General features: G+C 63.1%; 31 protein-coding genes and 1 pseudogene. 7 read left to right on the plus strand and 25 right to left on the minus strand.

Annotated elements, in window-relative coordinates; genetic code table 11:
• Nucleotides 1–7: 7 nt before the first annotated feature.
• The 11 genes from rplO to BMW75_RS12090 form a co-directional block, all read right to left on the minus strand.
• On the minus strand, nucleotides 8–448 hold the full coding sequence (gene rplO, locus BMW75_RS12040; protein WP_056327061.1) for a 50S ribosomal protein L15: 441 nt from the start codon (nucleotides 446–448) through the stop codon (nucleotides 8–10).
• 9 nt (nucleotides 449–457) lie between these two features.
• Nucleotides 458–643 (minus strand): 50S ribosomal protein L30, encoded by a 186-nt coding sequence (gene rpmD / locus BMW75_RS12045; protein ID WP_006216520.1) that lies wholly within the window; start codon nucleotides 641–643, stop codon nucleotides 458–460.
• A gap of 3 nt (nucleotides 644–646) precedes the next feature.
• Nucleotides 647–1,168, minus strand: a complete 522-nt coding sequence (gene rpsE, locus BMW75_RS12050) for a 30S ribosomal protein S5 (protein ID WP_008168987.1) — start codon at nucleotides 1,166–1,168, stop codon at nucleotides 647–649.
• Nucleotides 1,169–1,183: 15 nt separating this feature from the next.
• On the minus strand, nucleotides 1,184–1,549 hold the full coding sequence (gene rplR, locus BMW75_RS12055) for a 50S ribosomal protein L18 (RefSeq protein WP_008168985.1): 366 nt from the start codon (nucleotides 1,547–1,549) through the stop codon (nucleotides 1,184–1,186).
• 21 nt (nucleotides 1,550–1,570) lie between these two features.
• On the minus strand, nucleotides 1,571–2,104 hold the full coding sequence (gene rplF / locus BMW75_RS12060; protein WP_076518335.1) for a 50S ribosomal protein L6: 534 nt from the start codon (nucleotides 2,102–2,104) through the stop codon (nucleotides 1,571–1,573).
• Between the two features lie 12 nt (nucleotides 2,105–2,116).
• On the minus strand, nucleotides 2,117–2,512 hold the full coding sequence (gene rpsH, locus BMW75_RS12065; RefSeq protein ID WP_006216525.1) for a 30S ribosomal protein S8: 396 nt from the start codon (nucleotides 2,510–2,512) through the stop codon (nucleotides 2,117–2,119).
• Between the two features lie 10 nt (nucleotides 2,513–2,522).
• The gene (gene rpsN, locus BMW75_RS12070) at nucleotides 2,523–2,828 is read right to left on the minus strand and encodes a 30S ribosomal protein S14 (RefSeq protein WP_006216527.1); all 306 of its coding nucleotides are present in this window, start codon (nucleotides 2,826–2,828) and stop codon (nucleotides 2,523–2,525) included.
• Between the two features lie 12 nt (nucleotides 2,829–2,840).
• Nucleotides 2,841–3,380, minus strand: coding sequence for a 50S ribosomal protein L5 (gene rplE / locus BMW75_RS12075; protein WP_006216529.1), 540 nt, complete (start codon nucleotides 3,378–3,380; stop codon nucleotides 2,841–2,843).
• Nucleotides 3,381–3,392: 12 nt separating this feature from the next.
• On the minus strand, nucleotides 3,393–3,713 hold the full coding sequence (rplX, locus tag BMW75_RS12080) for a 50S ribosomal protein L24 (protein WP_008168975.1): 321 nt from the start codon (nucleotides 3,711–3,713) through the stop codon (nucleotides 3,393–3,395).
• 11 nt (nucleotides 3,714–3,724) lie between these two features.
• Nucleotides 3,725–4,093 (minus strand): 50S ribosomal protein L14, encoded by a 369-nt coding sequence (gene rplN / locus BMW75_RS12085; RefSeq protein ID WP_006216531.1) that lies wholly within the window; start codon nucleotides 4,091–4,093, stop codon nucleotides 3,725–3,727.
• A gap of 340 nt (nucleotides 4,094–4,433) precedes the next feature.
• Entirely contained in the window at nucleotides 4,434–5,222 is a 789-nt protein-coding gene (locus BMW75_RS12090; RefSeq protein WP_254791995.1) for an aspartyl/asparaginyl beta-hydroxylase domain-containing protein, read from the minus strand.
• 185 nt (nucleotides 5,223–5,407) lie between these two features.
• Between BMW75_RS12090 and BMW75_RS12095 the strand changes: the two genes are divergently transcribed.
• Entirely contained in the window at nucleotides 5,408–6,835 is a 1,428-nt protein-coding gene (locus BMW75_RS12095) for an NAD-dependent succinate-semialdehyde dehydrogenase (protein WP_076518334.1), read from the plus strand.
• Nucleotides 6,836–6,927: 92 nt separating this feature from the next.
• On the opposite strand, the gene BMW75_RS12100 is transcribed toward BMW75_RS12095, so the two are convergent.
• Nucleotides 6,928–7,902: an AraC-like ligand-binding domain-containing protein gene (locus BMW75_RS12100; RefSeq protein WP_076518333.1), complete on the minus strand. Its 975-nt coding sequence runs from the start codon at nucleotides 7,900–7,902 to the stop codon at nucleotides 6,928–6,930.
• Nucleotides 7,903–8,061: 159 nt separating this feature from the next.
• On the opposite strand from BMW75_RS12100, the gene BMW75_RS12105 reads away from it, so the two are divergent.
• The 6 genes from BMW75_RS12105 to BMW75_RS12130 are packed head-to-tail and all read left to right on the plus strand — an operon-like array spanning nucleotide 8,062 to nucleotide 13,809.
• Nucleotides 8,062–8,955, plus strand: a complete 894-nt coding sequence (locus tag BMW75_RS12105) for an alpha/beta fold hydrolase (protein WP_092579532.1) — start codon at nucleotides 8,062–8,064, stop codon at nucleotides 8,953–8,955.
• A gap of 15 nt (nucleotides 8,956–8,970) precedes the next feature.
• Nucleotides 8,971–10,152: a substrate-binding domain-containing protein gene (locus BMW75_RS12110; RefSeq protein WP_076518331.1), complete on the plus strand. Its 1,182-nt coding sequence runs from the start codon at nucleotides 8,971–8,973 to the stop codon at nucleotides 10,150–10,152.
• Between the two features lie 12 nt (nucleotides 10,153–10,164).
• Nucleotides 10,165–10,935, plus strand: a complete 771-nt coding sequence (locus tag BMW75_RS12115; protein WP_076518330.1) for an ABC transporter ATP-binding protein — start codon at nucleotides 10,165–10,167, stop codon at nucleotides 10,933–10,935.
• Complete coding sequence (locus tag BMW75_RS12120; RefSeq protein ID WP_076518329.1) at nucleotides 10,932–11,684, plus strand: ABC transporter ATP-binding protein; 753 nt, start codon at nucleotides 10,932–10,934, stop codon at nucleotides 11,682–11,684. The genes BMW75_RS12115 and BMW75_RS12120 overlap by 4 nt, the downstream gene beginning before the upstream one ends.
• Nucleotides 11,681–12,691 carry a branched-chain amino acid ABC transporter permease gene (locus BMW75_RS12125; RefSeq protein WP_076518328.1) on the plus strand — a complete coding sequence of 337 codons (1,011 nt, stop codon included), beginning with the start codon at nucleotides 11,681–11,683 and terminating at the stop codon, nucleotides 12,689–12,691. The genes BMW75_RS12120 and BMW75_RS12125 overlap by 4 nt, the downstream gene beginning before the upstream one ends.
• 11 nt (nucleotides 12,692–12,702) lie before the next feature.
• On the plus strand, nucleotides 12,703–13,809 hold the full coding sequence (locus BMW75_RS12130) for a branched-chain amino acid ABC transporter permease (protein ID WP_092579534.1): 1,107 nt from the start codon (nucleotides 12,703–12,705) through the stop codon (nucleotides 13,807–13,809).
• Here BMW75_RS12130 and BMW75_RS12135 read toward each other — a convergent pair.
• The 13 genes and pseudogenes from BMW75_RS12135 to BMW75_RS12195 all read right to left on the minus strand — a co-directional run.
• Nucleotides 13,806–14,405 carry a hypothetical protein gene (locus BMW75_RS12135; RefSeq protein ID WP_254791989.1) on the minus strand — a complete coding sequence of 200 codons (600 nt, stop codon included), beginning with the start codon at nucleotides 14,403–14,405 and terminating at the stop codon, nucleotides 13,806–13,808. The genes BMW75_RS12130 and BMW75_RS12135 overlap by 4 nt on opposite strands.
• A 107-nt stretch (nucleotides 14,406–14,512) precedes the next feature.
• Nucleotides 14,513–14,794 (minus strand): 30S ribosomal protein S17, encoded by a 282-nt coding sequence (gene rpsQ, locus BMW75_RS12140; RefSeq protein ID WP_006216549.1) that lies wholly within the window; start codon nucleotides 14,792–14,794, stop codon nucleotides 14,513–14,515.
• 2 nt (nucleotides 14,795–14,796) lie between these two features.
• The gene (rpmC, locus tag BMW75_RS12145) at nucleotides 14,797–14,988 is read right to left on the minus strand and encodes a 50S ribosomal protein L29 (protein ID WP_003806912.1); all 192 of its coding nucleotides are present in this window, start codon (nucleotides 14,986–14,988) and stop codon (nucleotides 14,797–14,799) included.
• 11 nt (nucleotides 14,989–14,999) lie between these two features.
• Nucleotides 15,000–15,416 (minus strand): 50S ribosomal protein L16, encoded by a 417-nt coding sequence (gene rplP / locus BMW75_RS12150; protein WP_006389610.1) that lies wholly within the window; start codon nucleotides 15,414–15,416, stop codon nucleotides 15,000–15,002.
• Between the two features lie 2 nt (nucleotides 15,417–15,418).
• The gene (rpsC, locus tag BMW75_RS12155) at nucleotides 15,419–16,210 is read right to left on the minus strand and encodes a 30S ribosomal protein S3 (protein ID WP_056571007.1); all 792 of its coding nucleotides are present in this window, start codon (nucleotides 16,208–16,210) and stop codon (nucleotides 15,419–15,421) included.
• A gap of 9 nt (nucleotides 16,211–16,219) precedes the next feature.
• A complete protein-coding gene (gene rplV / locus BMW75_RS12160; RefSeq protein ID WP_006227021.1) occupies nucleotides 16,220–16,549 on the minus strand; it encodes a 50S ribosomal protein L22 in 330 nt (109 codons plus the stop codon).
• Between the two features lie 3 nt (nucleotides 16,550–16,552).
• Nucleotides 16,553–16,828, minus strand: coding sequence for a 30S ribosomal protein S19 (gene rpsS / locus BMW75_RS12165; protein WP_006216555.1), 276 nt, complete (start codon nucleotides 16,826–16,828; stop codon nucleotides 16,553–16,555).
• A 12-nt stretch (nucleotides 16,829–16,840) separates the two neighbouring features.
• On the minus strand, nucleotides 16,841–17,668 hold the full coding sequence (gene rplB, locus BMW75_RS12170) for a 50S ribosomal protein L2 (protein WP_076518326.1): 828 nt from the start codon (nucleotides 17,666–17,668) through the stop codon (nucleotides 16,841–16,843).
• On the minus strand, nucleotides 17,669–17,965 hold the full coding sequence (rplW, locus tag BMW75_RS12175) for a 50S ribosomal protein L23 (protein ID WP_006216557.1): 297 nt from the start codon (nucleotides 17,963–17,965) through the stop codon (nucleotides 17,669–17,671). It lies immediately after the preceding gene.
• A complete protein-coding gene (rplD, locus tag BMW75_RS12180) occupies nucleotides 17,962–18,582 on the minus strand; it encodes a 50S ribosomal protein L4 (protein WP_076518325.1) in 621 nt (206 codons plus the stop codon). Before rplD ends, rplW begins: the two co-directional genes overlap by 4 nt.
• A gap of 4 nt (nucleotides 18,583–18,586) precedes the next feature.
• Nucleotides 18,587–19,276, minus strand: a complete 690-nt coding sequence (rplC, locus tag BMW75_RS12185; protein WP_076518324.1) for a 50S ribosomal protein L3 — start codon at nucleotides 19,274–19,276, stop codon at nucleotides 18,587–18,589.
• Between the two features lie 454 nt (nucleotides 19,277–19,730).
• Nucleotides 19,731–20,042 carry a 30S ribosomal protein S10 gene (rpsJ, locus tag BMW75_RS12190; protein WP_003806903.1) on the minus strand — a complete coding sequence of 104 codons (312 nt, stop codon included), beginning with the start codon at nucleotides 20,040–20,042 and terminating at the stop codon, nucleotides 19,731–19,733.
• 74 nt (nucleotides 20,043–20,116) lie between these two features.
• Nucleotides 20,117–20,211, minus strand: a pseudogene (locus BMW75_RS12195) (elongation factor Tu); the annotation flags it as partial.

Raw genomic sequence — 20,211 nt, forward strand, 5'->3', positions numbered from 1 at the left:
CCTCTGATCAAGCAAGCGAGCCGCCCGCGGCTTCGATGGCGGCGCGAGCGCCAGCCGTCGCGGTAATGCCCTTGAGCACGACCTTGCGCGAGAGTTCACCAGACTTGATGACCTTGGCGTAACGAACCGCCTGGCCAATCACGCCGGCCGCCTTCAGCGCTTGCACATCGATTTCGTCGATGGGCAGGGCTTCGAGGTCCGACAACAGAACTTGGGCATACAGGTGTTGACCCAGCGGGGTGAAACCACGCTTGGGCAGGCGACGTTGCAGCGGCATTTGACCGCCTTCGAAGCCAACCTTGTGGAAACCGCCCGAGCGCGACTTCTGACCCTTGTGACCACGGCCGGCGGTCTTACCCAGACCCGAACCGATGCCACGGCCGACGCGGCGCTTGGCGTGCTTGCTGCCCTCGGCGGGCTTCAGCGTATTAAGTTGCATATCCGACATGGTGATTCCTTAGGCTTCCGAGACGGAAACGAGATAATCCACCTTACGGATCATCCCACGCACCTCGGGCGTATCGACCAGCACGCGGCTGCTGTTGATGCGACCCAAGCCCAAACCGCGAACCGTATCACGGTGCGATTGCTTGGTACCGATCACCGAGCGCACGAGGGTCACTTTGATCTGCTTCTGAGCCATGATTTACCCCAGGATTTCTTCGACCGTCTTGCCGCGCTTGGCAGCAACATCGGCCGGGGTCAGGGAGGCGCGCAGGCCATTCAACGTGGCGCGAACCATGTTGTAGGGGTTGCTCGAGCCCAGGCTCTTGGCAACCACGTTACGCACACCCATCACTTCGAAAATTGCGCGCATCGGGCCGCCGGCGATGACGCCGGTACCTTCAGCAGCGGGCGAGATCAGCACGGTAGCGGCGCCATGCTTGCCAACCACGGTGTGGTGCAGCGTGCCGTTCTTCAGCGCGACCTTGAACATGCCGCGACGGGCTTGTTCCATGGCCTTCTGAACGGACACCGGCACTTCACGCGCCTTGCCCTTGCCCATGCCGATGCGGCCATCGCCATCGCCAACCACGGTCAGCGCGGCAAAGCTCATGGTGCGACCACCCTTGACCACTTTGCTCACGCGGTTGACCGCGATCATCTTTTCGCGGAGGCCGTCATCGTTCTCTTTTTCCGCGGCGTTCTTGCCTTGTACTTTAGCCATTTGACAGATCCTCGCTTAGAACTTCAGGCCGGCTTCACGCGCGGCATCGGCCAGCGCTTTCACGCGGCCATGGTAACGAAAGCCCGAGCGATCGAAAGCGACCAGTTCGATACCGGCAGCCTTGGCCTTTTCGGCCACGCGCTTGCCGACCAGCGTAGCAGCGGCTTTGTTGCCGCCCTGGCCGGTTTGGCCGGCCAGTTGCGCACGCACTTCGGCTTCCACCGTCGAGGCGCTGACCAGAACGCGATCGCCTTCCGGCGAAATGATGTTGGCGTAGATGTGCTGGTTCGAGCGGAAAATCGAGAGGCGATGAACGCGCAGCTCGTTGATCTTCCGGCGGGTCGGAACCGCACGACGCAAACGGGAAACTTTTTTGTCCATGATTCGTCCTTGCGTGCGCCGTTATTTCTTCTTGGTTTCTTTGATGACGACGCGTTCGTCCGAGTAACGCACACCCTTGCCCTTATAGGGTTCGGGTTCGCGGTACGCGCGGATTTCAGCGGCCACCTGGCCGACGACTTGCTTGTTGGAGCCCTTGATGACGATTTCCGTCTGGGTGGGGCATTCGGCCTTGATACCGGCCGGCAACTGATGCAAAACGTCGTGCGAGAAACCGAGCTGCAGCTTAACGGCGTCGCCTTGAATCGAGGCGCGGTAACCCACGCCAACCAGATTCAGCTTGCGCTCGAATCCCTTGCTCACACCGTTGACCATGTTGGCCACCAGCGCGCGCACGGTACCCGACATGGCGTTCGCGTGACGCGAATCGTTGGCGGCGACAAACGTGAGCTTGCTGCCGTCCAGCGAAATCGTGACGTCGCCAGTCAGGGCTTGAGTCAGGGAGCCCAGCGGGCCCTTGACGGTGATCTGATCCTGCTTGATGTCAGCTTCGACACCCTTGGGCAGTTCGACCGGATACTTAGCGATACGTGACATTCGAATTTCTCCTTAGGCCACGTAGCACAGCACTTCGCCGCCGACGCCGTTGGCGCGAGCCTTACGGTCGGTCATGACGCCGCGCGAGGTCGAAACGATAGCCACGCCCAGGCCGTTCATGACCTGAGGAATGCTGGTACGGCCCTTGTAGATACGCAGACCAGGGCGCGAGACGCGTTCGATGCGCTCGATGACCGGACGACCAGCGTAGTACTTCAGGGTGATCTCGAGCTCAGGCTTGGCCTGGGTGCCCTTGATTTCAAAGCTGTCGATGTAGCCTTCGTCCTTCAGCACAGCGGCAATGGCCGCCTTCAGCTTCGAGGAGGGCATGCTCACCGTAACTTTGTCCACTTGCTGCGCATTGCGAATGCGGGTCAGCATATCGGCGATGGGATCGCTCATGCTCATATTGTTTCTCCTACCAGCTGGCCTTGGTGATGCCGGGGATTTCACCCTTCATCGCCATTTCACGCAGTTTGTGGCGCGTCAGGCCGAACTTGCGGAACACGCCGCGAGGACGACCGGTGACCACGCAACGATTGCGTTGACGCGTCGGGTTGGCATTGCGCGGCAGCTGTTGCAGCTTGAGCCGAGCTTGGTAACGTTCTTCGTCGGTCTTCGACTGGTCGTCGATGATCGCCTTCAATTCGGCGCGCTTGGCGGCGAACTTGTCAGCCAGCTTGGCGCGCTTGATGTCGCGATTGATGAGGGAAAGTTTAGCCACGTCATCAGCCCCTTAGTTACGGAACGGGAAGCTGAAGGCCGTCAACAGCGCCTTGGCTTCTTCGTCGGTCTTCGCGGAGGTGGTGATGCTGATGTTCAGCCCACGCAGCGCGTCGATCTTGTCGTACTCGATTTCGGGGAAAATGATCTGCTCTTTCACCCCGATGTTGTAGTTGCCACGGCCGTCGAACGCACGACCCGAGATGCCGCGGAAGTCGCGCACGCGAGGCAGCGCAACCGCCACCAGGCGATCCAGGAATTCGTACATGCGTTGACCACGCAGCGTGACCATGCAACCAATCGGGTAGTTTTCGCGGATCTTGAAACCGGCGATAGCCTTCTTGGTCTTCGTCACGACAGGCTTTTGGCCGGCGATCTTGGTCAGATCCGACACAGCGTGTTCGATGACTTTCTTGTCGGAGACCGCTTCCGAGACACCCATGTTCAGGGTGATCTTGGTGATGCGCGGCACTTCCATTACGCTCTTGTAGCCAAACTTGGCCTGCAGGTCGCCAGCGACCTTGCTCTTGTAGAAATCTTGCAAACGAGACATGTCTATCGCCCCTTACGCCTTGGCGCCGACAACGGCACCATTGGAACGGAACACGCGGACCTTGCGACCTTCGACTTCTTGAACGCCCACGCGGTCGCCACGACCGGTTGCGGGGTTGAAGAGCGCCACATTCGAGATGTGGATCGGCATGGTCTTTTCGACAATCCCGCCCGGGTTGTTAGCCATCGGGTTGGCTTTCACGTGCTTCTTGGCAACATTGACGCCTTCGACCAGGACGTGGTCGGCGCCAACGCGAGCCAGCACGGTGCCGCGACGCTTCTTGTCGCGGCCGGTCAGGACGATGACTTCGTCGCCTTTACGAATGTTGTTCATCGTAGGGCTCCTTACAGCACTTCCGGGGCCAGCGACACGATCTTCATGAACTTCTCGGTACGCAGTTCACGCGTAACGGGTCCGAAGATGCGGGTGCCGATGGGCTCCAGCTTGGCGTTGAGCAATACGGCGGCATTGCCACCGAAACGAATCAGCGAACCGTCTTTACGGCGCACGCCCTTGGCGGTACGAACCACCACGGCATTGTAAATTTCGCCTTTCTTGACGCGTCCGCGCGGAGCCGCATCTTTGACGCTCACCTTGATGATGTCGCCGATACCGGCATAACGGCGCTTGGAGCCACCGAGCACCTTAATGCACATGACATGACGCGCACCAGTGTTATCGGCCACGTCCAGCGTGGTCTGCATTTGGATCATGATTTTTCCTGTTCCAACTTAACTGGAAATACGGTTTTCCCAACAAGGGAACACTGCAATTCCTGCCAGTTTTGGTCCCGTCAGGTCAGCCGCCCTGCTTTGGTGTCGGCAAGTCCATAACTTCTGGACCAGCAACCGGTTGGCAACGCAACGACCCTGGGTTGAAATCCTGCGGGTATTCCCCCCGACGCGCTCATCCAACGTTCGGTTAGATGAATCGACAATCTGGGAAAGCTGATCATTCTAACGTGGTTAAAATTTGAGCGCAAGCACTTTGTTGGGATCGCGCACAAAAGACCACGCCCCCCTGTCAAGGGAGTGGTTTGGCGGGCTCTGCCCCCTATTTTTGGCGGTAGTAGCCCTTCTCCCAGGCATCGTGATTGACCTTGCCGCGACGGATTTCGTCCGTGAACGGCGCGGCCATGAGCACCAGGCGATTCAGCCATTTTACAGGAGCGCGGCAGGGTCGCTCGAAATCGACGAACAGCACCGCGCGCAGCCCGTCGGTGTCGTTGTGCACCTGGTGGGGATAGAGGTCATCGAACACCACCGCCTTTCCTTCCCGCCAGCTGTAGCGTTCGCCGCCCACTTCGATCCAGCATCGCTCGGGCGGATCGGGGATGACCAGGCCCAGGTGCAGACGCAGCACGCCGTTGTAGGGACCCGTGTGCAGCGGAATGCGCTTGCCGGCTTCCAGGATGGAAAAGAACGCGGTGCGTATCCCGGGAATGCCCTGCAACGCCTGAGCGGTGGCCGGACAGCGCGCGAGGTTACGGTCGGAGCGCAGGCCGTAGCCCATGAAGACGAAGGTCTTCCATTGGTCGTCTGACGTGATCATGCCCACATCGGGGGATATCTCGTGGAAAGCGGGCAGTTTGCTGCGCTCGGCCAGCAGGCCGGTCAGTTCGGCGCGGATGGCGGGCGCCTGCGCTTCCAGCGTGGCGAGCCACGGAAACTGGCTGTTTTGAAAGATGGGCTTGTCTCCCACGAGCGACGCCTGGGCGATGCGCTGGCGGAGCCAGTCGATGAAGCGGAAGAAAACCCGGGAATAGAGACTGGGCTTGGCGGCCGGGCGCGCATCGACAGGTTGCACGATAGATAGATGGGGGGACAGCCGAAGATCCCTCATTTTGTCGACGGCGGCGCGCGCGCGCAAGCGCCATGCAAGCGCCATACAAACGCCGTGCACGCGCCCCGCACGCGAATGGCCCCAAGCCCGCCACCGGGATTGGCTCCCTCCGCTGGGAGGAAGCTGGTTTAGACTGCCGTGGCGACAGCGGTCGCTACCCCTCCCATTTCGAAGGAACGACAGGCATGTATGAACAGTTGGCGCTGTATATCGACGGCGAATTCGTCGCTGGCGAGGGCAGGCGCACCCAGGACGTCATCAACCCGGCCACCCTCGAAGTGCTCGGCCAGCTGCCCCACGCCACGGAAGCAGACCTGGACCGCGCCCTGGCCGCCGCCCAGCGCGCCTTCGAATCGTGGAAGAAATCCTCGCCCATGGATCGCTCCGCCATCCTGCGCAAGGTCGCCACGCTGTCGCGCGAACGCGCCAAGGAAATCGGCCGCAACATGACGCTGGACCAGGGCAAGCCGCTGGCCGAGGCCGTGGGCGAAGTGACGTCCTGCGCCGAGCATGCCGACTGGCACGCCGAGGAATGCCGCCGCATCTACGGCCGCGTGATCCAGCCGCGCAACCCGGACGTGCGCCAGATCGTGGTGCGCGAACCCATCGGCGTCTGCGCCGCCTTCACGCCCTGGAATTTCCCGTACAACCAGGCCATCCGCAAGATCGCCGCCGCGATCGGCGCCGGCTGCACGGTCGTGCTCAAGGGCCCCGAGGATTCACCCAGCGCGGTCATGGCGATTGCGCGCATGTTCCATGACGCCGGCCTGCCCAAGGGCTGCCTGAACATCGTCTGGGGCGAGCCCGCCAAGATTTCCGATTACCTGATCCGTTCGCCGATCGTGCGCAAGGTGTCCTTCACGGGTTCGGTCCCGGTCGGCAAGCAGCTTGCCGCGCTGGCCGGCGCGCACATGAAGCGCGTGACCATGGAATTGGGCGGCCACTCGCCCGTGCTGGTGTTCGACGACGCGGACATCGACCGCGCCGCCGAAATGCTGGCCAAGTTCAAGGTGCGCAACGCCGGCCAGGTCTGCGTGTCGCCCACCCGCTTCTACGTGCAGGACGGCGCATATGAACAGTTCCTGGCGCGCTTCTCGGATGTGCTGAAGAACATCAAGGTCGGCGACGGCCTGGAAGCCGGCACCGACATGGGACCGCTCGCGCATGAACGCCGCGTGCCCGCCATGAGCGCCTTCATCGACGACGCCAAGAAGCATGGCGGCAAAGTCGTGGTTGGCGGCGGCCCGCTGGACCGCAAGGGATTCTTCTTTGCGCCCACGGTCGTGACGGAACTGCCCGACAACGCCATGCTGATGACCGAGGAGCCGTTTGGCCCGGTGGCGCCCGTGGTCCGCTTCAGCGATACCGACGAAGTGCTGCGCCGGGCCAACAGCCTGCCGTTCGGCCTTTCGTCGTATGTGTTCACGAATTCGCTGAAGACCGCGACCAAGGTGTCCAACGGCCTGGAGGCCGGCATGGTCAACATCAACCACTTCGGCAGCGCCCTGGCCGAGACGCCGTTCGGCGGCATCAAGGACAGCGGCATCGGCAGCGAAGGCGGTACGGAGACGTTCGAAGGCTATCTGGTCACGAAGTTCATCACGCACATCTGACCCGAACCGCCGGCCCGCTCAAGGCGCGCTTCCAGCCGCTGAACGGCGGGCCGTTCTGCTTTGGCGCTCCGGCCGCGCCCGGGGCCGCCCGCTCAGGCCCGCGGCCCCGCCCCGGCCGCGCGCATATCCCGCGGGGTCATGCCGAAGCGCTGCTTGAACAGCCGGCTGAAATGCGAGGGATGGGCAAAGCCGACCTGGTAGGCCAGTTCGGCGATGCTGCGATGATGATGCCGCGCGTCCAGCAGCAGTTCGCGGCACCGGTCCAGCCGCTGCTCGAAGATGAACGCCTCCGGCGACACACCGCCCGCGCGCAGAATGCGGTGCAGGTAAGCCACCGACACGCCGCAGCCCTGCGCCACCCGCAGGGGTGACAGGTCCGGATCGGCGAGATGCTGGCGGATGTAGGCGAGCACGCGCGCCCGGTGCGCCACCGTGACGCTGCTGTCCGCTTCCGACACCTGCCCCTGCCCCGGCTGCACCAGGAACAGGACGATGAGGTCGATGAGACGTTCGCCCAGTTCCGCCGCCTCGGTGTCGGACCACGTGGCCATCCCCTTGAAGAGGTGATCCATGTAGCCGGCCAGCAGCGCGCCGCGGGGCGATCCGTCATCGATGCGCAGCTTGTAGAAGGCGCCGACGCGCGAATCACGCTGCGACAAGGCGCTGCGCGGAAACGACACACTCAAGCTGCGATACCCCGATGCCCCCTGCGCCGTCGCCTGGTACGGCAGACTCTGGTTCATCAGATAGACGCAGCCGGGCTCCACCTGGAATTCCCGGCCCTGCTGGCGCACCGCCAGCGGACCGGCCAGTGGCAGGCCGAAGGTATAGAACTCCTGGTCGAGCCGAGACACGTTTCCCGTGGTGCGCTCCAGGCGCTGGCCCTGATAGTGCAGGTCGTTGAACTGCAGGCTGGCGCGCCGCGCGTAACGCACGTGTCCCGCAAAGTTGCCGGGCTTTCCGCCATGCACCTCGAACGGCCCGAACGCATCGGAAAGCGCCGCGCGCCACTGATCGCGCCGGTCGGCGCCGGCGCCGGCCGAAATGGCGAATTCCGTATCTGGCATCGCACGGTCTCCTGGTGCACGGGGTGCGCAAATTGATCTTGCGTCTACATATTCTTGACTCACCCTGCTCTGGGGTGGCGGGCGCATTGTGGGCGCGCCTGCCGCAAGTCTATATTCAGCCCGATAAGCACACAACCTGGACAACCCGGGAGGAGACACATGGCACAGGCAAGCGCGGCAGCCGCCCGCCCAACGCCCGTCTCGCGCTACCTGCGCTGCGCGGGGCGCGAGCTGCACTACACCGAGTGGGGCCCGGCCGACGCGCCCCCCATCGTCATGTGGCATGGCCTGGCTCGCACCGGCCGCGACTTCGACGAGCTGGCGCAGGCCCTGGCGGGCGACTACCGCATCCTCTGTCCCGATGCGATCGGGCGCGGCCTGTCCCAATGGAGCCCCGATCCGGTCGCGGAATACCGGCTGGACTTCTACGCCACGCTCGCGCGGGCTTTCCTGGACGGCCTGGCGCTCCAGCGCGTGCGCTGGGTGGGAACTTCCATGGGCGGGGCGACCGGCATGCACGCCGCCGCCACCACGCTGCGCGACCGCATCTCGCACCTCGTGGTCAATGACATCGGACCGGAGCTGCCGCAACCGGCCATCGAGCGCATTCTTGCCTATGCCGGCAATCCGCCAGCCTTCGACACCGTGACCGAACTCGAGACGTGGTTGCGCGCAGCCTACAAGCCCTACGGCTGGCAAAGCGATGAGCAGTGGCGCCGGATGGCGGAAACGTCGGTGCGCCGGTTGCCCGACGGCCAGGTGACGACGCATTACGACCCCGCCATCGTCGGCCAGTTCAGCCATCATCCCCGCGACTACGACCGTTGGGCGGGATACGACTCGCTGCGCATGCCTGTGCTGTTGCTGCGCGGCGCCGATTCGGATCTGCTGCTGCCCGAGGTCGCCGACGCCATGACACGGCGCGGCCCGCGCGCGCAGCGTATCGACTTTCCCGACTGCGGCCACGCCCCCGCCTTGAACGTGCCGGCCCAGATCAACGCCATCCGACAATTCCTTGCCACGCCGGACGACACGGCGGCACGTGCCCACTGACACCAGGAGACTTCCATGAAACGCGTTCTGCTCGCCACGCTGGCCAGCCTTTGCATGAGTTCCGCGGGTTCCGCGCTTGCAGCGAAGGATTTCGTGGTGGCCCACGTCTACGACAAGACCGGCCCGCTGGAGGCCTACGCCAAGCAGACCCAGAACGGGTTGATGCTGGGCCTGGAATACGCCACCCAGGGCACCATGACGGTGGCGGGGCGCAAGATCCGCGTCATCGAAAAGGACAACCAGGGCAAGCCCGACGTCGCCCGCGCACAGCTCGCGTCCGCCTATGCCGACGACAACGCGGACATCGCGGTGGGGCCCACCTCGTCGGGCGTGGCGCTGGCGATGCTGCCGATCGCGGAAGAATACGAAAAGATCCTGCTGGTAGAGCCCGCCGTGGCGGACTCCATTACCGGCGAAAAGTGGAACAAGTACATTTTCCGCACGGGCCGCAATTCGTCGCAGGACGCCATCGCGAATGCCGTAGCGTTCGACCAGCCGGGCACGTCGATCGCCATGCTGGCGCAGGACTATGCCTTTGGCCGCGACGGCGTCAAGGCATTCAAGGGTGCGCTCAAGAACGCGAAGATCGTGCACGAGGAATACCTGCCGGCCAATGCCACGGACTTCACCGCCGGCGCGCAGCGCCTGTTCGATGCGCTCAAGGACAAGCCGGGTCGCAAGATCATCTTCATCCTGTGGGCCGGCGCGGGCAATCCGTTCAAGATCGCCGATCTGGACCCCAAGCGCTACGGCATCGAAATCGCCACAGGGGGCAACACGCTGACCGCCATGACGCCGCTGAAGTCGCTGGCGGGCATGGAAGGCGCCACGTACTACTACTACGGCATCCCGAAGAATCCGGTCAATGACTGGCTCGTGGCCGAACACCAGAAACGCTTCGGCCAGCCGCCCGATTTCTTCACGGCGGGCGGGATGGCCTCGGGCATCGCGATCGTCGCGGCGCTGAACAAGACCGGTGGCGATTCCGACACCGACAAGCTGATCAAGGCCATGGAAGGCATGAGCTTCGACACGCCCAAGGGCAAGATGACGTTCCGGCCCGAGGATCACCAGGCGATGCAGTCGATGTACCACTTCCGCATCAAGAACGATCCCTCGGTGCCGTGGGCGGTCCAGGATCTGGTCAAGGAGATCACCCCCGACCAGATGGCCGTTCCGGTCCAGAACAAGCGTTGATTCCCGCCGCTCATGCTTGAGACCCATTCGCTCTCCGTCCGCTTTGGCGGGCACGTGGCCGTCAATGACGTGAGCTGCGCCTACGCGCCCGGCACGCTGACGGCCATCGTCGGTCCGAACGGCGCGGGCAAGACGACATACTTCAATCTGATCTCGGGCCAGTTGCGCGCCAGCGCCGGAACGGTGACGCTGGACGGACGGGACCTGACCGGACTGTCCGCACCCGCGCGCATGCATGCGGGATTGGGGCGCGCGTTCCAACTGACGCAGCTTTTTCCGCGCCTGAGCGTGCACGAGAACGTGCGGCTTGCCCTGCAGTCGCGCCAGCAGGGCCTGGGCTGGCGGCACATCAGGTTCTGGCGCACCTGGAGCGACGACCGCGGCCTCATCGAGCGCGCCGATGCGCTGCTCGAACGCACGCGCCTGACCGCGCGCCGCGATCACCCCGCCGCCGACCTGCCCCATGGCGATCAGCGCAAGCTCGAGATCGCCATGCTCATCGCGCTGGAACCCAAGGTATTCATGTTTGACGAGCCCACCGCCGGCATGAGCGTGGACGACGTGCCCATTGTGCTGGCGCTGATCCGCGAACTGAAGCGCGATGGCTCCAAGACCATCCTGCTCGTGGAGCACAAGATGGATGTCGTGCGCGAGCTGGCGGATCGGATCGTCGTGCTTCACAACGGCCGGCTGATGGCGGACGGCGATCCCGCGGCGGTCATCGCATCGCCCATCGTCCAACAGGCCTACCTGGGCATCAGCGCGCCGGAGGTGGCGGCATGACGGCGCATCCGCTCCTGCACCTGAAGGACGTCCACACGCACATCGGCGCGTATCACATCCTGCATGGGGTGAATCTTTCGGTGCCGGCTTCGGGCGTCACCATGCTGCTCGGCCGCAATGGCGCGGGCAAGACGACAACGCTGCGCACCATCATGGGCCTGTGGCGCGCGTCGCAGGGCCAGGTCAGCCTGGACGGCAAGCCCATCGGCGGCCCGGGCACGCGCACGACGCCGCCCGACATGGCGCGCATGGGCATGGCCTACGTGCCGGAGAACATGGGCATTTTTGGCGACCTGTCCGTGAAGGAGAACATCCTGCTCGCGGCGCGCCTGGCGCGTAGCGCCGACCACCTCGACACGGCGCGGCTGGAGTGGATCTTCGGATTCTTCCCCGCATTGAAAAAGTTCTGGCTGCATCCGGCCGGCAAGCTCTCCGGCGGCCAGAAGCAGATGCTGGCGATGGCGCGCGCGATCATCGAACCGCGCCGCCTGCTACTGGTCGACGAACCGAGCAAGGGCCTGGCGCCCGCCATCATCCAGAACATGATCGATGCGTTCATCGAGCTCAAGCAGTCCAGCACCACCATCCTGCTGGTCGAGCAGAACTTCAATTTCGCCCGCCGCGTCGGCGACTACGCCGCGATCATGGACAACGGCAAGGTGGTGCATGCCGGCGCGATGGACGAACTGGCCGCGGACGAGGCGCTGCAGACGCGCCTGCTGGGCCTGTCACTAGGAAGCCACCAATGAGTACGCTGGACATCGAGGCCCCCCTGCCCCGCGCGCGCGCCGATCTCCTGCCGGTGCTGCTGGTGCTGGCGCTGGCCGCCATCGCGCTGCCGCTCGTCGGGTCGTTCTCCACCTGGGTCACACTGACCTTCGCGGGTCTGGCCATGGGCATGATCATCTTCATCGTGGCTTCAGGGATGACCCTGGTCTTCGGCCTGATGGACGTGCTGAACTTCGGGCACGGTCTGTTCATCGCAATCGGCGCCTACATGGCCGCGACCATCCTGGGCTCCATGGCCGACTGGACGCAGTCCGGCAGCCTGTGGGCCAATCTCGTCGCGGTGTTGCCCGCCATGATCGTGGGCATGCTGGTGGCCGGCGCCGTGGGCCTTGCGTTCGAGCGCGTGATCGTGCGGCCGGTCTATGGTCAGCATCTGAAGCAGATCCTCATCACCATGGGCGGCATGATCATCGGCGAGGAAATCATCAAGATGATGTGGGGGCCGCAGACCCTCACCCTCGCGCTGCCGGAGTCGCTGCGCGGCGCATTCCTGCTGGGCGACGCCGCCATCGAGAAGTACCGCGTGCTGGCGTTGCTGGTGGGCCTGGTGGTCCTGGGCGGCATGCTGTGGGTGCTCAACCGCACCAAGCTGGGGCTGCTGATACGCGCCGGCGTCGAAGACCGCGAGATGGTCGAAAGCCTGGGCTACCGCATCCGGCATCTCTTTGTCGGCGTATTCGTCGCCGGGTCGATGCTCGCCGGCCTGGGCGGCGTGCTGTGGGGGATGTACCAGCAGTCGATCGTGCCCCAGCTGGGCGCGCAGGTGAACGTGCTGATCTTCATCGTCATCATGATCGGGGGCCTGGGCTCGACGGTGGGTTGTCTCATCGGCGCCCTGCTGGTGGGCCTGATGGCGAACTACACAGGCTTCCTGATGCCGAAGGCCGCCCTGTTCTCGAATATCGCGCTGCTGGTCGCCATTTTGCTGTGGCGGCCGCAAGGCGTGTACCCGGTCACGAACCGCTAGGAGCCGTCGACATGTCGTTCCGCCTGCTTTCCGGCGACCCTCCGCGCAGCGCGATCCTGGCGCTGCTGCTCATGGCGATCGTGGCCGCGCTGGCCGTGGCGCCGTTTCTGTTTCCCGGCCCGAAGGCGCTGGCCGTGGCGGCGAAGATTCTTGTCTTCATCATCCTGGTTGCCAGCTACGACCTGCTGTTGGGGTACACCGGCATCGTCAGTTTCGCGCACACCATGTTCTTCGGAATAGGCGCATACGGCGTGGCGATCGCCAGCATGCGCATGGATCCGGGTTGGACGGCGGTTTTCACGGGGGTCGCGGGCGGCCTGGCCGTGTCGCTCGCCTTTGCGCTGTTGATCGGCCTAGCCAGCCTGCGCGTGCGCGCGATCTTCTACGCCATGATCACCCTGGCCGTCGCCGCGGCCTTCCAGACGCTCGTCTCGCAGCTCTCGGACCTGACGGGTGGCGAGGACGGCCTGAACTTCAAGGTGCCGCAGATGCTGCGGCCTGCGTTTCGCCCTTTGTCCGAGCCCGTGTTCGGCGTCAACGTGGACGGGCGGATCATCACGTACTACCTGATCGCGGCCGTCTGCGTGGTGCTGTTCCTGATGTTGCTGCGCATCGTGAATTCCCCGTTCGGCCGCGTGCTGCAGGCGATCCGCGAGAATCCATTCCGCGCCGAAGCCATCGGTTATCGCACCGTGCTGTACCGCAGCCTGTCCAATCTGCTGGCGGCCGCGTTCGCCACGCTGGCCGGAGCGATGTACGCGCTATGGTTGCGCTACAACGGGCCGGATACGACCCTCTCGTTCGAGATCATGCTCAACATCCTGCTCATGGTGGTCATCGGCGGCATGGGCACGATGTACGGCGCGGTGGTCGGCGCGAGCCTGTTCGTGTTCGCGCAGAGCTACCTGCAGGACGGGCTGCACGCGATCCACGACGGGGTTTCCGGCATCGCGCCTTTGGCCCTGCTGTTCGAACCGGACCGCTGGCTGTTGTGGCTGGGGATTCTGTTCGTGTTGTCGGTCTATTACTTTCCCACGGGCATCGCAGGGCGCCTGCGGGAGTGCGCGCGCCGCCCTGCCCGCCAGGCCGCGCATCCGAAATCCCACGGCCTGCGCTAACGGCCCTCCTGCCTCAACGTATCCGCATCGCGGCGCAGCGCGTTGACTCGGCGTTGCATCTCGTCAACGCTTCGGCGCGAGTCGCTGCCCGCCCGATCCAACTGGGATCCCGATGGCGTCGGGGCCAGCCGGGGCATGTTCATCGGCGCCCCGGAATTCAGGGGGATCGTGGCCGGGGCCGGCGGGCCCGCTCCTTGCGGCGTGGCATTCAGCACGCGCTCCAGTATCCGTAGCTGATCGCGTTGTGCCTGTAGCGCACGTTCCTGGTCCAACAACGCCTGTTCATCCGGATCGTCGGTGCCGAAGATCGCCGCATGATCGCGCGACCGTCCTTCCAGATTGACACGAGGATCCGGCCCCGCGTTCAGCAAGGCGCGGCCGATCGTCGCAGGATCCGAGGCCGTTGGCGGGCTGGCTGCAGCGTCCGGCTTCGCCACGCCCTTGCCCGACTGCGATGGTGCGCCGGTGCGTGGCTCGGATGTCAGGGAACGCGAGGGCGCGGTTGCCGGGTCCTGGGCCTGCGCCACGGCGCTGACCATCGCAATGCCGCATGCGGCCAGCCAGGCCGATCGGCGCGATTTCATGAAACGGTGCATGGTTCCTTTGCTTCGTGGCACGCAGGCGGCAAAAAAAAAACGGCAAGGGGTTTAGCCCTTGCCGTTTTATATCAGAACGGCGAACCGTTCCGATGTCTTGCTTTCACTTAGATGATACGTGCGGCTTCAACCAGACGCACCACGCGCCACGACTTCGAGCGCGAGATGGGACGGCCTTCAGCGATTTCAACCGTATCGCCTTCGTTGTACTGGTTCGACTCATCGTGCGCCTTGTACTTCGCGGAACGCATGATGATCTTGCCGAAGATGGGGTGCTTGACGCGGCGTTCAACCAGAACCACGACAGTCTTGTCCATCTTGTTGCTGACGACCTTGCCAACCAGCGTGCGCTGGCGCTTGGCCACTTGGGTGTTTTGAGTTTCGCTCATCTTTATTTCCCTGCCTTCTCGGTCAGCAAGGTACGAACGCGCGCAATGTCGCGACGCACGTTGCGCAGCTGGCTGGTGTTGGCCAGTTGCTGCGTGGCCTTCTGCATACGCAGACCGAATTGTGCCTTCAGCAGGCTTTCGAGCTCTTTGCCGAGCTCGGCGGCGTCTTTCGAACGGAGTTCGCTAGCTTTCATGTTAGTACTCCTTAAGCACCGATATGACGCGCGACGAACGTGGTCGAAATCGGCAGCTTGGCAGCGGCCAGGCGGAAAGCTTCACGCGCGAGCTCTTCGCTAACCCCTTCCATTTCGTAGAGCACCTTGCCGGGCTGGATTTCAGCAACCCAGTACTCCGGGTTGCCCTTACCGTTACCCATACGGACTTCGGCAGGCTTCTGCGAGATGGGCTTATCCGGGAAAATGCGAATCCAGATACGGCCGCCACGCTTGATGTGACGATTGATGGCGCGACGAGCAGCTTCGATCTGACGAGCGGTCAGACGGCCACGGCCCGTGGCCTTCAGGCCGAACTCGCCGAACGACACGTGGGTGCCACGGGTCGCCAGACCGGTGTTGCGGCCCTTCTGCTCTTTGCGATACTTTCTGCGAGAGGGTTGCAGCATGGTTATTCTCCTTCAGGCGCCGGAGCAGCATCCGCCTTGCGGGGAGCGCGGCCACGACCACCCGGACGACCGGTGCGAGCACCGTCCGGACGATCGCCACGCGGAGCGCGGCGCGGACGACGTTCTTCTTCACGCGGGGCTGCGGTTTCCGGCGGCAATTCGCCGTTGGCCAGCATGTCGCCCTTGTAGACCCAGACCTTGATGCCGATCACGCCGTACGTGGTGTGGGCTTCGGAGGTGCCGTAGTCGATGTTGGCCTTGAGGGTGTGCAGCGGCACACGGCCTTCGCGATACCACTCGGTGCGAGCAATTTCGATACCGTTCAGACGGCCCGAGCTCATGATCTTGATGCCCTGGGCACCCAGACGCATGGCGTTCTGCATCGCGCGCTTCATGGCGCGACGGAACATGATGCGCTTCTCGAGCTGTTGCGAGATCGAGTCGGCGATCAGTTGAGCATCGGTTTCCGGCTTGCGGATTTCTTCGATGTTGACGTGCACGGGCACGCCCATCAGGCGCTGCAGATCAGCCTTCAGGCTTTCGATGTCTTCGCCGCGCTTGCCGATCACCACGCCCGGACGAGCCGAGTAGACGGTGATGCGGGCATTCTTGGCGGGACGCTCGATGATCACGCGACCAACGGAGGCGCTCTTGAGCTTCTTCTTCAGGTACTCGCGAACGCGAATGTCTTCGGCCAGCATCGTGCCGAAGGCCTTGTCGTCGGCGAACCAACGCGAGGACCAATTACGGGTGACCGCGAGACGGAACCCAGTGGGGTGAATTTTCTGACCCATCGTGACTCCTTAAGCTCCGACCTTGACCGTGATGTGGCAGGTCTGCTTCTCGATACGGTTGCCGCGGCCCTTGGCGCGAGCGGAGAAGCGCTTCATCGACTGAGCCTTGTCCACAAAAATCGTGGTGACTTTCAGTTCGTCGATGTCGGCGCCGTCGTTGTGCTCGGCGTTGGCGATGGCGGACTCGACAGCCTTCTTCAGGATGACGGCAGCCTTCTTCGGCGAGAAGGTGAGGATTTCCAGCGCACGGCCGACCTTCTGGCCGCGGATCAGGTCCGCAACCAGACGGGTCTTCTGTGCGGAGATGTGAACCCCACGGATAATGGCAGTAGTTTCCATCGCTTACCTCTTCGCCTTCTTGTCCGCGGCGTGACCCTTGAACGTACGGGTCAGCGCGAACTCGCCCAGCTTGTGACCGACCATGTTCTCGTTGATGTACACGGGAACATGCTGCTTGCCGTTGTGCACAGCGATCGTCAGACCGATGAACTCGGGCAGGATCGTGGAACGACGCGACCAGGTCTTGATCGGCTTCTTGTCTTTGCCCGCGACGGCCGTGTCCACCTTTTTGATCAGGTGAGCATCGACAAACGGGCCTTTCTTGATCGAACGTGACATAGTGTTCGCCTCTTACTTGCGCTTGCGCCGTTGGACGATCATATTGTTCGTCCGCTTGTTGCGACGGGTCTTGTAACCCTTCGACGGAGTGCCCCACGGGCTGACCGGCTCGCGTGCTTCACCGGTACGGCCTTCGCCGCCACCGTGCGGGTGATCCACCGGGTTCATGGCAACGCCACGAACGGTCGGGCGGACACCGCGCCAACGCATTGCACCGGCCTTGCCGATTTGGCGCAGGCTGTGTTCTTCGTTACCGACTTCACCGATGGTGGCACGGCATTCGATGTGCACACGGCGGACTTCACCCGAGCGCAGACGCACTTGAGCGTAGATGCCTTCGCGAGCCAGCAGGACGGCGGAAGCGCCGGCCGAGCGGACCATCTGGGCACCCTTGCCAGGCAGCATTTCGACGCAGTGAATCGTCGTACCCACCGGGATGTTGCGGATCGGCAGCGTGTTGCCGGCGCGGATCGGCGCATCGGTGCCCGACAGCAGGGTCGCACCGACTTCCAGGCCACGGGGAGCGATGATGTAACGACGTTCGCCGTCGGCGTAGCACAGCAGAGCGATGTGCGCCGTACGGTTGGGGTCATATTCCAGACGCTCGACCTTTGCCGGGATGCCATCCTTGTCGCGACGGAAGTCGACGACGCGGTAGTGCTGCTTGTGACCACCGCCACGGTGACGGATGGTGATGTGACCGTTGTTGTTACGGCCAGAACCACGGGTCTTCTTTTCGAGCAGCGGCGCGTAGGGCTCACCCTTGTGCAGGTTCGGGCTGACAACCTTCACCATGCCACGGCGGCCAGCCGAAGTCGGCTTAACTTTTACGAGGGCCATTTACTTCACCTCCGCAAAGTCGATTTCCTGGCCGTCCTTGAGCGAGACGTAAGCCTTGCGCTCATTACGGCGACGGCCAACGAATCGGCCAAAGCGCTTGACTTTGCCCTTACGGTTGAGGACCTGCACGGACTCGACCTGCACCTTGAAGAGCAGTTCGACGGCAGCCTTGATTTCCGGCTTGGTAGCGTCAGCCACGACACGGAAAGCGACTTGCTGATTCTTCTCAGCGACGAACGTGGCCTTTTCGGTCACGATCGGAGCCAGAATGACTTGCATCAAGCGTTCAGCGTTCATCCCAGCATCTCCTCGAGTTGAGCGATGGCCGGCTTGGTGATCAGCACTTTCTTGTAGTGGACCAGCGACAACGGATCGGCATAACGGGGCTCGACAACGGCAACGTGCGGCAGGTTGCGGGTGGCGAGGTAAACATTTTCATCGACGCTGTCGGTGATGATCAGGACCGAATCCAGGCCCAGGCTCTTCAGCTTTGCAGCGGCAGCCTTGGTCTTGGGCGATTCCAGATCAAACGATTCAACGACGGCGATGCGGTCTTCACGAGCGAGCTGCGACAGGATCGAACGGATCCCGGCGCGGTACATCTTCTTGTTGACCTTCTGGCTGAAGTTCTCTTCGGGCGAGTTCGGGAAGGTCCGACCACCACCACGCCACAGCGGCGACGAAGTCATACCGGCGCGAGCGCGGCCGGTACCCTTCTGGCGCCAGGGCTTCTTGGTGGAGTGCTTGACTTCCGTACGGTCCTTCTGAGCGCGGTTGCCAGCACGGGCGTTGGCTTGGAAAGCCACCACGATCTGGTGAATCAGCGCTTCGTTGAAGTCACGGCCGAAGATCGTGTCGGGCGCGCTGAACGTAGCAGCGGCCTGACCTTGGTCGTTCAGGAGCTTGAGATCCATTTACTTACGCTCCCTTCTTGGCCGGGGCCTTGATGGCCGGGCGCACAACGATGTCCGCGCCAGCGTGGCCGGGGACAGCGCCCTTGACCAGCAGCAGGCCGCGCTCAACGTCAACGCGAACGACGTCGAGGTTTTGAACGGTGCGGGTGACGTCACCCAGGTGACCAGCCATGCGCTTACCCGGGAAAATACGACCCGGATCTTGAGCTTGACCAATCGAGCCGGGAACGCGGTGCGAACGGGAGTTACCGTGCGACGCGCGCTGCGAACCGAAGTTGTGACGCTTGATGGTACCGGCAAAGCCTTTACCAATGGTCGTGCCCGTGACGTCGACCTGTTGGCCGGCTTCGAACACGGATTCCACGGCGATCACGGAACCGGCCGAAAATTCAGCGGCGCGAGCGGGATCAAGGCGGAATTCTTTGAGGATGCTACCGGCTTCAGTGCCGGCCTTGGCATAGTGGCCCGTTTGCGGCTGAGCCACACGCGAGGCACGACGATTGCCATAAGCCACCTGGATGGCGGCGTAGCCGTCGGTTTCCAGCGACTTAACTTGGGTCACGCGGTTGTTGGACACGTCCAGCACGGTCACCGGGATGGATTCACCTTCCTCGGTAAAAATGCGGGTCATGCCGACCTTGCGACCCACCAGCCCCAGCCGGTGAGCGGCGGGCGTGGGTGTCGAATTCGACATCGTTTTCTCCATTCCCGACTGCGATTGGTCGGGGCTAATCAGGCAAAAGGTAACGGCCTTTGCCCTACGACTATGTACAACCTGGGCTAGGCCCGTCAGTGCCAAACAGCGGAAATGACCGGCGCTTTGCCCATAGTTAGTCTTGCCACAAAATGGCAAGCTTCGCATATTAGCATGATTTTTTCAGGCGGCACAAGCACTTAGCGGATTTGCGGCGTGCGGCCGTAGGCATTTTTGCGACGCTCTGCGTAGGCCAACACGGCCCTTGCCGCGGTGTTCAGCGCCGCGTTCAGCCTGCGCGTTCGGCTAAAACGGGTAGTAAGACGGGTAGTGAGCGCCCGCTCACAAGGCTGCGGAGCACCAGGTTGTGGAAAAACAAAATGGCCGCATTCCGTGAGGAGTGCGGCCATTCTTTGACGAACCTGCCGGCGAAGGTAGCAGGCCCGCGAGCGCCTTATTGCAGCGCGATTTCGACGTCGACGCCGGCCGGCAGGTCCAGACGCATCAGGGCGTCAACGGTCTTGTCGGTGGGATCAACGATGTCCATCAGGCGCTGATGGGTGCGGATTTCGAACTGGTCGCGCGACGTCTTGTTGACGTGCGGCGAACGCAGGACGTCATAGCGACGGATACGCGTGGGCAGCGGCACCGGACCGCGGACGACGGCGCCGGTACGCTTGGCGGTGTCGACGATTTCAGCGGCCGATTGATCGATCAGCTTGTAATCGAAGGCTTTCAAGCGGATGCGGATCTTTTGGTTTTTCATGGCGTTTCCTAAAGAACGAAATGCGAGGGCGGGATCACGCCCTCGCTGGTTGGGTGCTGCTTAACAGATCCGGATTACTTCAGGATCTTGGCGACGACGCCGGCGCCGACGGTACGACCGCCTTCACGGATGGCGAAACGCAGACCTTCTTCCATGGCGATCGGGGCCA

It is taken from the genome of Achromobacter sp. NFACC18-2, from assembly GCF_900108985.1.
Classification (GTDB): domain Bacteria; phylum Pseudomonadota; class Gammaproteobacteria; order Burkholderiales; family Burkholderiaceae_B; genus Achromobacter.